Raw genomic sequence first — 10949 nt, forward strand, 5'->3', positions numbered from 1 at the left:
TCCCGTTGACAACAAACGCCGCGGCACACGCGCAACAGCTCAGCCCGTTCCCGTGCGACTCCACCTACTACATGATGCAGCCGGGCGGCAACGGCCGCAGCGTGTTGGGGCGGATCGCGTTCCCGACCCCGGGCGGCGGCACGGACACCAGCTTCCAGCCGATCGCCGAAGCCCAGTTCCGGTTCAACGCCATCGGGTACAACCATCTCGACAACCTGATCTACGGCGTTATCAATGGCGGCGCCCAGATATTCCGGGTCGACGCCGCGGGCAGTTTTCAGAACCTGGGCGCGCCGCTGCTGAACGGCAGACCGATCGGCGGCGACGGAATCATCTCCGGCGCGTTCCGCGCCAACGGGAACTTCGTGTTCCGGGATGGCGGGACGGCCTATGCCGTGGATGTCGGCGTGACGCCGCCGAGAGTGGTCGCCAGTGCCGCGCTGTCGCGGAACGCGCAGTTCGCGGACTGGGCGGTCAACCCGGTCGACGACGCGATATACGCGTTCGACCGCGGCATCAACCAGGTCGTCCGGATCGCGCTCGACGGTGACGGCGTCGCGGACGTGGTGCCCGCCGGCGGCACGCTGCCGGCCGGCGCGGTGGTCGAGGGGCAGGGCACCACCTGGATCGACGGCAACGGCCGGATCACCTTCCTCGGCGGCCGCGACGGCGGCGGGCACATCGACTTCTACCAGGCGGCGTTCGATCCCGGCGCCGGCACGTACGCCTCGCTGCGCCACATCGGCACCGAGCCGGCGCTGGCGGGTTCCGGCGACGGCGCGAACTGCGCCTTCCGCATGGCCTTCGAGAAGAACGTCGCCCCGACCACGGTTGTCGCCGGCCAGACCGTCACCTACACCTACGACCTCACCAACGGCACCGGGCAGGCCCGCACGGTCACCTTCACCGACGATCTGCGGCGCCCTGGCGCGGGCGGCGCCTTCGTGCCGGGTTCGGTGCGGACCCCGACCGGGACCGTGAGCCTGGAGAACGGCGACCGGACCGTGGTCATCCGCGGCCTGACGGTGGCGGCCGGCCAGCACGTGCGCGTCAGCGCGGACGTCCGCGTCCCACCCACGTTCTCCGGCGTGCTGCGCAACCAGGCGCAGCTGACCGGCGGCGGCATCCCCGGCGGCGAGGTCTGGTCGGACTACCCCGGCACGCCGGACCCGGTCGACCCGACGCCGCTGACCGTCGACCCGCTCGACGTGGACATCGCGGTCACCAAGAACATCGGCGGCCAGAACGAGAACCTGGTCCGGCCCGGTGAGACGTTCGACTACAGCGTCGTGGTGACCAACAACGGGTCGGACCCGTCCTGGCCGGTGGTCCTGACCGACGACGTGCCCGCTCCGCTGGTCCCGGTCGCCGCCTCCGACGGCGGCACGACCAACGGGCAGCGGGCGCGGTGGACGATCGACACGATCGCTCCGGGCGGCGTGCTCACCCGCAACATCACCGTCCGGGTGGCGACCGACCAGGCGCAGACGGTCGTCAACACCGCGACGGCCGCCTCGGCGGACGGGGTGCCGGACACCAACCCCGGCAACGACACCTCCAACGAGGTGCGGACGAACATCGAGATCCCGATCCCGCAGGCCGATCTGCGGGTGGCGAAGTCCGCGCCGGCCAACGCCGATCCCGGCGGGGCGCTCACCTACACGATCACCGTGGACAACCTCGGCCCGGCCCGCTCCGGCGGTTCGACGCTGACCGACACCCTGCCCGACGGGTTCACCGTGACGGCGGTGTCCGGCGGCGGCATCGTGAGCGGCCGCACGGTGGTGTGGCAGCTGGCGCCGCTGGCCGCCGGCGCCACGATGCCGTTCCAGGTGTCCGGCACGACACCGTTCGGGGCGGCGCGGCTGGTCAACGAAGCGACCATGGTGCCGAGCCAGGACGGGCCGATCGACCCGGTGCCCGACAACAACACCGCGCGGGTGACGACCGACGTGCGGGCGCCGGCGGCCGACCTGCTGCTCGTCAAGGAGGGCCCGGAGAGCGTGCGGCCGGGGGCGCAGGCCACGTACACGGTCCGGGTCCGGAACAACGGGACGGACCGGTCGACCGGCTCGACCGTGCGGGACACGCTGCCGAGCGGGTTCACCCTCGTGGCGACACCGGACGGTGCCACTGTGGACGGTGCCGTCATCGTGTGGACGCTCGGTGAGCTGACGGTGGGCGCCGAGCGAGTGCTGACCTACGCGGTGGTCGCGCCGGTCGAGGGCGGCACCGGCACGAACACCGCCGTGGTCACGCCGATCGCCGGCGGGCCCGCGGATCCCGACCCGGCGAACAACACCGACCAGGTCACGACCACGGCGGCGCCGGCGGCGGACCTGGCGATCACCAAGTCCGGCCCGGATTTCGTCGACGCGGGCGGGTCCTTCCAGTGGACGATCGACGTGGTCAACCACGGCCCGTCGACGGCACGGAACGTGGTCGTCACCGACACCGTCCCGGCCGGCTTCCCGGTGGGCGCCCCGACCGGACCGGGCGCGGTCACCGTGCTGGTCAACAACGACGGCACCACTACCGTGCGCTGGGCCGTGGGTGACCTGGCGCCCGACGCGACGGCCCGGTTCACCGTCCCGGTCACCGCGCCTGCCGTCGCGGGCAGCGGCCGCAACTCGGCGTCGGTCACCTCCGACACCGCCGACCCGAACGGCGCGCCGCCGCCGGCCACCCACCAGGTCGCGGTCCGGGGCTTCACCCTGGCCAAGACCGTCCGCTCGGCCCCGGCGTCCGTGCGGCCCGGCGCCGAGGTGGTCTACGAGATCGTGGCGACCAACAGCGGCCCGGTGCCCTACGACGACACCCGCGGCCTCGCGACCTTCCACGACGACCTGACCGACGTGCTCGACGACGCCACCCTCGTCTCGGTCACCCCCGGGGCCGGGATCACCAGCGAGGACAACGGGTTCACGTGGACCGGGCCGCTCGCGGCCGGCGCGTCGACGACCATGCTGGTGACCGTCCGGGTGCGGCCGGGCGGCGACGGCGAGCTGCGCAACACCGTGCGGGGCGGCACGAACTGTGGGCCTGGCCCTTCCGCGCCCGAGTGCGCGCCGACCGGCATCCCGGTGCGTGCGCTGACGCTGACCAAGACCGTGTCGGCGACGGTCGTCGAGCCAGGTGACGAGCTGACCTACCGGGTCGTGATCACCAACACCGGCGGCTACGCCTTCACCGGCGCCGACCCGGCGGTCGTGACCGACGACCTGTCCGCCGTGCTCGACGACGCGACCTTCGGGGTGGCGAGCACCACGCCGGCCGGCCGGGGCAGCATCGTGGCGCCGTCGGCCGGATCGCCTACGCTGCGCTGGTCCGGTCCACTCGACCTCGGGGCGACCGTGACGCTCAGGTACGTGCTCACGGTGCACGACCCGCAGACCGGCGACGGCCGGCTGGTGAACACGGTGTCCAGTGTGGACGATCCGAACTGCCTGCCCAGCAACGGATGCGGCCCCGACGAGCCCACCCTGCTGCGGGCGTTCGTGCTCGCCAAGAGCGTGGACCGGGCCGCGAGTGAGCCGGTCGCTCCGGGGGACGCGGTCACCTACACGATCACCGCCGTCAACAGTGGCCAGGTGCCCTACGACGAGGCCACCTTCGCCGAGGACCTGACCGGTGTGCTCGACGACGCCGAGCTGGTCGACGTCGCCGCGGACGCCGGCACGGTCGCGCTTGCCGACGGCAGCACCGTGCTGAGCTGGTCCGGGCCGCTGCCGGTGGCCGACCCACCTGGCACGCCGGGCGTCACGGTCACCGTGACGGTCCGGGTGCTCGACCCGAACCTCACCGGCGACCATTCGTTGGTCAACGTCGTCAGCGGCTCGGTGAACTGCCCGGGAACCGAGGACCCGAGCGCGGAATGCACGGCGGGCCCGCCGTTGCCGGTGCTGGGCCTGACGGTCACGAAGGCGGCGGACGCGGCCGCGGTGCACGCGGGCGCGACGGTGCGCTACACGGTCACCGTCACCAACACCGGGCAGGCCGACTACACCGCCGACAACCCCGCGGTGGCCGTCGACGACCTGACCGCGGTCCTCGACGACGCCGAGTACGCGGGGGACTCGGCGGTCGAGGGCGGCGGCGCGGTGGTGTTCGACGCCGGGAAGCTGACCTGGACCGGGTCGCTCGCCGTCGGCGCGGTCGCCACCATCACCTACGGGGTGACGGTCGCGTCGCGAGGCCAGGGTGACCACCGGCTGCGCAACGTAGTGCTCGCCGAGGACAGCAACTGTGTCGCAGCGCCGAACGAACCGGTGCCCGCCGACGAGCGGTGCGGCGGCCGGCACGACGTGCTGGTGGCCGAGCTGGCGATCACCAAGACCGCCGACGTGTCACGGGTGCGCCCCGGCGCGCGGGTCACCTACACCGTGACCGTGCACAACATCGGCGCCGCCGACTACCTCGCCGCGGCGCCCGGCCCCGACCGGACCGGTGTCGGCCCGGCGAGCTGGACCGACGACCTGACCGCGGTGCTCGACGACGCCCGCTACCTCGGCAACGCGCAGACGAACGCGGGCGCGGTCGGGTATGCGCCGCCGGTGCTGAGCTGGACGGGTCCGGTCGCGGCCGGCGAGTCGGCGGTGACCGTCTACTCGGTCGAGGTGAACAACCCGACGACCGGTGACAAGACGTTGCTCAACACGGTCACCGGCCCCGACAGCGCGTGCCCGTGCCCGGTGCGCACCGAGGTGGACCCCACGGCCGACCCGGATCTGGCCGGCACCGGCGCGGCGGTCCTCTGGTACCTGGTCATCGCCCTCGGGCTGCTGGCGGCGGGCGGCGGGTTCTTCCTGATCCCGGTGCTGCGCCGGCGTCGTCGGCGCGAGGAAGGAACGGTGCGCTCATGAGGTTGGTCCTCGCGGCAACGGCACTGGCGGTGGGCACGGTGGTGGGCGCGCCGGGCTGGGCCGGCGCGCAGGAACTGCCGGACCGGGCCGATGGCGTGGCGGTCGCCGTGGCCGACGAGGTCGATGAGGTGGCCGTCGGCGACCGGCTCGCCTACACGGTGACCCTGCGCAACACCAGCGCTCGCACGGCGGCGCGGGTGCGGCTGGAGCTGACACTGCCCGTCGGGGTCAGCGGCGCGGAGGTGCACGACGGTGGCGAGTCGGTCGAACCGTGGCTCGCCGTGTGGCAGCCGACAGTGCCGGCGGGCGGCACGGTCACGGTGTCGGCGACCTTCGTGGCGGGCAGACCACGCGCGGCGGCCAAGGGTTACACGGCGCAGGCGTGCCTTGTGCACGACAACGTCCGCCTGGCGTGCGTGGCCGACATCGACCAGCTCCCGGGCGCCGCGGACGTGCACGCCCTCGGCCCGGTGCCGGCCGAACCGGGCGTGGGCTGGCGAACGTGGCTGGCGGTGGTCCTCGGCGCCGCCGTGGTGAGCGTGGCCATGGCGACACTTCTCCTACGCCGCCGCACGGACGAGCCACCGGCGCCGATCGATCCGCCCGGTGGTGAAGTAGGGGACTAGCTCGGCGGCGCAACCCGGCTCCCGCAGGACCGATCCGTGCACGTCGTCGTCGACGGTGAACACCTGGCAGCCGATGGCGTCACGCATCTGTGACGTCCACTCGTACGGGGTTCCGGCCTCGTAGCGGTGTCCGGCCAGCACCAGCGACCCTCCGGCGTAGCGCAGTTGGACTTCCCGGCCTTACAGCGGCCAGCCGGCGCATCCGGTGGAGAACATGTTGGCGCGGCCGGTCGCCGGGTTCTGCTCGACGCTGCTGGTACTCGGCCCAGGCGGTGGCGAAGTCGAACCGAGCGGGGTCCTCGTTGCAGACGGTCGCCTTCTGCATCGTCGGGTTGAGGATCTCCGGTGCGCCCGCCGTCGTCCTGAGCGAACTGCTCGGCCTGTGGATCACCGGCGCAGTCCGCTGGACCACCCTCGCCGGACTCGCGGAGGTTGTAGTGGATCATGTCGCGGGTGGTTTTGGATAACGACAACCACGCCGTGAAACGACCCGGCAGCTGGCGTGAGGATCGGACTGAGCAGCGCCACCGTCGCCAACACCAATAGCCATGCACCGGCAGCGGCCGTAGCCTCGCACTCACACGGCTCTCAGACGACACCGTTTCGCCCGAATCATGACCCGCGTGCCTGGCGCGCCGCACAACTACCCAACCGTGACGTTCGTCATTACCCGGTACCGCACGACGGTGATCGGGTCACGCTGATGCTGTGAACCGCTACCTGCTCGACAACCGCCGCCCGGAGGCGGGCGAACGGTTCGAGGCGCTCGCCGCGCTGTTCGATCCGTGGACGTTCCATCACCTCGACGACTTGGGACTCGGCGAAGGGTGGCGGTGCTGGGAGGTGGGCGCCGGCGGCGTCTCGGTGCCACGCGGCCTGGCAGAGCGCGTGGGGACGAGCGGGCGGGTGCTGGCCACCGACATCGACGTGTCGTGGACCGAGCCCGCAGCCGGCGGTCCGCTCGAGGTACGCCGGCACGACGTGCTCCGCGACCCGCCGCCGGCGGAGACGTTCGACCTGGTCCACGCCCGGCTGGTGCTGGTCCACCTGGAGGACCGCGCGGCCGCACTGCGAGTCATGATCGATGCGCTCCGGCCGGGCGGATGGCTGGTGATCGAGGACGCGGACCCCGCGCTGCAGCCGCTCGCCTGCCCGGACGAACGCGGCCCCGACGAGGAGCTGGCGAACCGACTGCGCACCCAGATCCGCACGTTGATGGCCGAGCGCGGCGCGGACCTCGCGTACGCTCGCACGCTGCCCCGGCTGCTGCGTGAGTGGGAGCTGACAGACGTCAGCGCGGAGGCCTACTTCCCGATCGCGTCACGCGCGTGCGCGATCCTGGAGGCGGCCACTGTCCAGCACGTCAGCGACCAGCTGCTAGCCGCGCAATTGGCGACGCCCGAGGAGATCGAGACACACCTCAGGAACCTCACCCGCGGCGACCTGGATCTCATGCTCGCACCGATGATCACCGCGTGGGGTCGCAAGCCGAACTAGTACGGCAGCCGCGCTTAGATGATCTTGGCTGGTCAGGGGTTTGATCGGGACCCTGGGCTCTGGGCCGCTACGGCCCCATAGCCTGCGCCTCTGCCTCGGCTCAGCGCACCGCGTAGGCGGCGGGCACCGGGGTGCGACCCGGGAGACGGACCACCATATGGCGGTCGTCCATGCTGACCAGGTCGCCCGTGAGGTCGTCGGACACGCGCGTGCCGTTACGGTCGACGGCCCACGTCACGTGACCGTCGCGCACGAAGACGTAGTCGCCCCAGACCGCCACCACTTCCGTGTCGGCAAGATCCTTCGCGGGAGCGGGGTGGCTCTTCCTGGTCGGCACGTCGAAGGTGATCAGCCTGGTCGACTCACCCGGATGCTCGCCCAGTTCCTCGTCGAGGGTGCAGGCGATCACCGTGCTGCTGTCTGTGGCGCAGGTGGTCCGGGCACCCCGGTCCCAGCCCAGCCGGGTGATCTCCGCGCCGGACGACACGTCGATCATGACGGCCACGTCCCGCTCCGTGTCGGTGCCGGCAGGGCGCGCGTACACGAGCGCGACATCGCCGGCGACGAACGCGACCTCCGATCGCGTGTACCGGTCCGCGAGCGACCACAGCTGTTGGCCCGTGGCGGCGTCGAGTCCGACGACCGTCGAGTCCGCGGCGTCCAGGTCGGGCGCTTGCGAGCTGGACTCGGCGAGGACCCGGTCACCGGCCACGAACCGGGGCCAGACGCCCGGAACGTCCCACCGCGTCGCGCCCGCGCGCCACCGGCTCGTCACCGGTGAGCACCACCAGGCGGTCGTCGGCGTCCACGACGTCGTATGGGTCAGGAACGTGCCACAGTGGACTGGCATCGCGCAGCCGAACGGCCGCCACCTCCGGCTGCTTGCCTGGCTCCGGGACGTAGTCCGCAAACAGCACCGTCTCACCCGCCACCCGGCCCATGGGCGCCCGTCCCCCGACGATGTGCCACAGCTCGACGCCCTTCGCGGCCGTGCCCACCAGCAACTCCGGGTCGGCCGTCCAGACGGGTTTCCCGGTGTCCGGGTCGACGACGGCGGTCATGTCCTTGGCCCATTCGAGGAGCAACAGCCGATCGACGAACCGTGCCGACGTGAATCCCCCCTGCATGATGTCGGGCAGCCCGTCGGCGTCGCCTCGCCACAGCGGCTCCGCCGACAGCTCCAGCCGGTTGTCGGTCGAGCCTGGTTCCCGCGTTCGCGGAGTCTCGGTCGGGCCAGCTGTACAGGCGCCGAGCAGCAGCGCGACACCGACAGCGACGCCGATCCCGCGCCGCATCACGCGGGCCACACCGGGATGTCGACGCCCGCGACATTCCGTCCGTCGCGGACGCGGTCCAGATCGCGGACGAGTGCGTCGACCTGGTCGACGGTGTCCCGGAGGAGTTGGTCCGCCGTGGTGAGGAAGGTGGTCAACTTGAAGTAGACCTGGTTCTCCTTCAGTTCCTTCTCGTTCGACGTCGTGGCGGCTGCCTCCATCATCGCGTCCACGACTTTGAACGCCACGCCGATCGGCGTGGCGTCCTTGAGGTCCTTGATCCCGGAGAGCGACACCCAGTTCCCGGGGTGCCGGCTCGACGTGTCGACCGCGTCGTTCCAGGCGTTGACCTCGTCGACCAGCTCACCCATGAGATTGTCGAGGTTCATCCTGGCGCCGTGGATGGTCGCGGCGTAGCGGATCAGGATCTCCGACAGGTCGCGCAACGCACGCTGGCGAAACTCACCGTCGCTCCCTGTCTGGGTGAACCATTTGCCGACCGCCTGGAACTTCGGCCTGGCCTCCTCCGCCGCGGTGCCGGCCCAGTCGTGCCAGATCGTCCCCTCTGCTGTCGAGTCACCGAGGAACACGCGGTCGATGTCGGTCCAGAACGTCGTCGTGTCACCGGTCCGCGTGGCGTCCAGTGCCTGGACGACCTCCGCCACGTACCCGCCGTCGACGACGTCCAGCTTGTCCAGCTTTGTACCCAGGTGATCACGAAGCCTGCCGACGTTCTGCCCCGTCAGGATGTCCGCGTGGTAGAAGAACTGCTCGACCTTGAGATCGGGTTGCGGGTCCGAGCGCGCGGATCCCTGCAGGATCGAGTAGACGTCGGTTCCCAGCTGCTCGGCACCGCTGGTCTTGTGTGAGGTGAACTCGCCGTCGTTGGGCGCAACCACCACGATCGCCGGAATGTCCAGGTAACAGGGTGTGGGGTACGGGGTGATGGCGACCGGATTCGCCAGGCTCTGGAGCATGCCCGCCAGGCGGGGTGCGTTGCCCTGCCGAAAGACGTCGTCGAGATGGCTGACATAGGCGTGGTCCGGCTCGTAGACCCAGTCTCCGACGGTCATGACTGGTCCCCGTCGAGCTGCTCGGAGATCACGTTCATCCGCAGGGTGTTGTCGCGCTCCGTCGAGTCGTACAGAGCAGCGGTGCGCGTGAGCCGGTCGTGCACCTGCTGCAGGAACAGCACGAAGTTCTTCTCGTCGGTGATGTACTCCTCGAATACCTCCTGGAACCGCTTGTCGAACCGTCGCAGCCCGCGCTGGAAACCACCCGTCTCTCCGTACCCGCCGACGAACGGCTCATTGGTCGACTCGCCGGCGACCTGTTGCAGAGTCACCAGTCGGTCATTGAAGAACTGGTGCGCCGAACTGAGAAGGCTCGCGGCGCTGCGCATCACATCCGTGTCAGCCGTGTATCCCGCTGGCATGTCATCCCCCAGACACTCATGCTCTCAACGGGATCACTCTGACACAGCGCGGCCGTGGTCACCACCGGTTCGGGCGATTCGACCGATCGTGGTTATCAGCTCAGCGCCCGGCCAGCAGGTCACGAGCGATGACGATGTGCTGGACCTGATCTCGGTCGCAGCGCTCAATACCATTCCGCGTCGACAACGACGTCCGGCTCACCGTGGACGAGCGTCCCTGAATTACAACGTGTTCAGGAACGCTCTCACCTCGAGCATGTCGATCTTCTCGTAGTCCCGTCGATCGACGATCACGACAAGCTCCTTGCACACGTCTTCCTGCCTCGGAGCCGGTGTCTGTCTGCTCGTCGACGGCGTGGTGTGGGCTACTCGTCGCGACCATCGACCAGGGGGTCGCGCAGGTCGGTCCGTCTCAGAAGCGTCCAGACGTTGTCACAACTCACGAACGCCGAGGTCAGCAAAGAGACGTCGCGTGGCCGGGTCGACCGAGTACAGCACAGTGCCGCGGATCGATCGGGTGAGGAGCACGCCATAAGCGTTGCGTATCGCACGTGAGAGATCGTCGTCCGCGCGGATCCTGCTGGCCTTGCTCAGTACGTGTTCGCGGTGGACTTTCCAGCCCTCGCCACTCCACGTGAGGTCCGGTCCCATGATCACACCGCCCCACTCATACTCAAGGCCCTGCGCGGTGTGAACACAGCCGATCTGCCCGAATCCGCCGGGTTCCGTGGCCCAGTACCTCCGCTTCGGCACTCCCGGTGTGTTGTGCTGGTCGCCGGCGTTCCAGGGGCGTGCCCAGCCTGGTTCCGGGGCTACTTCCGGATCTGTGCCACTCCGGTCCTCCCATTTCCAACAGATTCCGGCACTCATTCGCGCGGTTTCCCCCGCACGGTCTTTTGCGCGCAGAAAGCGCTCCATGGCGGCGGCACTGTTGGCGTAGTAGAGCTGGAAGGGTTCTGGATCGTCGTCGGCGCTCTTCCATGGCAGTGGGTCACCAGTAAGCAGATTTCGAACCCACGTGTCATAGGTCGAGCTGCCGACGGCACGCAGTACACGGTCCAGAGTGATCGGCACGACCTCCGCCCCGAGTCGCTTGATCTCATCGACGAGGGCTTCCGGTGACCAGACCTCGTCAGCGAACAAACGCTGATCGCCGTCAATAAAAAACACCGGCACTTTGGCACGCGTGACGATCACCGAGATCGATGATTCGCCGACTCGCATCGAGAACGAGCCCTTCATCGGCCGCTCCGTG

9 protein-coding genes are annotated in these 10949 nt (G+C 70.1%); 3 read left to right on the forward strand and 6 right to left on the reverse strand.

Annotated features, from left to right (window positions below):
- The first annotated feature begins 5 nt into the window (after positions 1-5).
- Complete coding sequence (locus VGD70_RS27320; RefSeq protein WP_331086256.1) at positions 6-4862, forward strand: DUF11 domain-containing protein; 4857 nt, start codon at positions 6-8, stop codon at positions 4860-4862.
- Positions 4859-5488 carry a hypothetical protein gene (locus VGD70_RS27325; RefSeq protein WP_331086257.1) on the forward strand — a complete coding sequence of 210 codons (630 nt, stop codon included), beginning with the start codon at positions 4859-4861 and terminating at the stop codon, positions 5486-5488. Before VGD70_RS27320 ends, VGD70_RS27325 begins: the two co-directional genes overlap by 4 nt.
- Here VGD70_RS27325 and VGD70_RS37005 read toward each other — a convergent pair.
- The gene (locus VGD70_RS37005; RefSeq protein ID WP_414638070.1) at positions 5423-5575 is read right to left on the reverse strand and encodes a hypothetical protein; all 153 of its coding nucleotides are present in this window, start codon (positions 5573-5575) and stop codon (positions 5423-5425) included. The genes VGD70_RS27325 and VGD70_RS37005 overlap by 66 nt on opposite strands.
- 621 nt (positions 5576-6196) lie before the next feature.
- On the opposite strand from VGD70_RS37005, the gene VGD70_RS27330 reads away from it, so the two are divergent.
- The gene (locus tag VGD70_RS27330) at positions 6197-6985 is read left to right on the forward strand and encodes a class I SAM-dependent methyltransferase (RefSeq protein ID WP_331086259.1); all 789 of its coding nucleotides are present in this window, start codon (positions 6197-6199) and stop codon (positions 6983-6985) included.
- Between the two features lie 100 nt (positions 6986-7085).
- Here VGD70_RS27330 and VGD70_RS27335 read toward each other — a convergent pair whose 3' ends face one another.
- The 5 genes from VGD70_RS27335 to VGD70_RS27355 all read right to left on the reverse strand — a co-directional run.
- Positions 7086-7760, reverse strand: coding sequence for a hypothetical protein (locus VGD70_RS27335; protein ID WP_331086262.1), 675 nt, complete (start codon positions 7758-7760; stop codon positions 7086-7088).
- Complete coding sequence (locus VGD70_RS27340; protein ID WP_331086263.1) at positions 7687-8292, reverse strand: hypothetical protein; 606 nt, start codon at positions 8290-8292, stop codon at positions 7687-7689. Before VGD70_RS27340 ends, VGD70_RS27335 begins: the two co-directional genes overlap by 74 nt.
- Positions 8280-9332, reverse strand: a complete 1053-nt coding sequence (locus VGD70_RS27345; RefSeq protein WP_331086266.1) for a hypothetical protein — start codon at positions 9330-9332, stop codon at positions 8280-8282. The genes VGD70_RS27340 and VGD70_RS27345 overlap by 13 nt, the downstream gene beginning before the upstream one ends.
- Positions 9329-9604: a hypothetical protein gene (locus tag VGD70_RS27350; protein ID WP_331086268.1), complete on the reverse strand. Its 276-nt coding sequence runs from the start codon at positions 9602-9604 to the stop codon at positions 9329-9331. Before VGD70_RS27350 ends, VGD70_RS27345 begins: the two co-directional genes overlap by 4 nt.
- 522 nt (positions 9605-10126) lie before the next feature.
- Positions 10127-10949: DNA/RNA helicase domain-containing protein (locus VGD70_RS27355; protein ID WP_331086270.1), on the reverse strand; the 823-nt coding region annotated here is incomplete at its 5' end.

Source organism: Actinophytocola sp. (assembly GCF_036402745.1).
Lineage (GTDB): Bacteria > Actinomycetota > Actinomycetes > Mycobacteriales > Pseudonocardiaceae > Actinophytocola.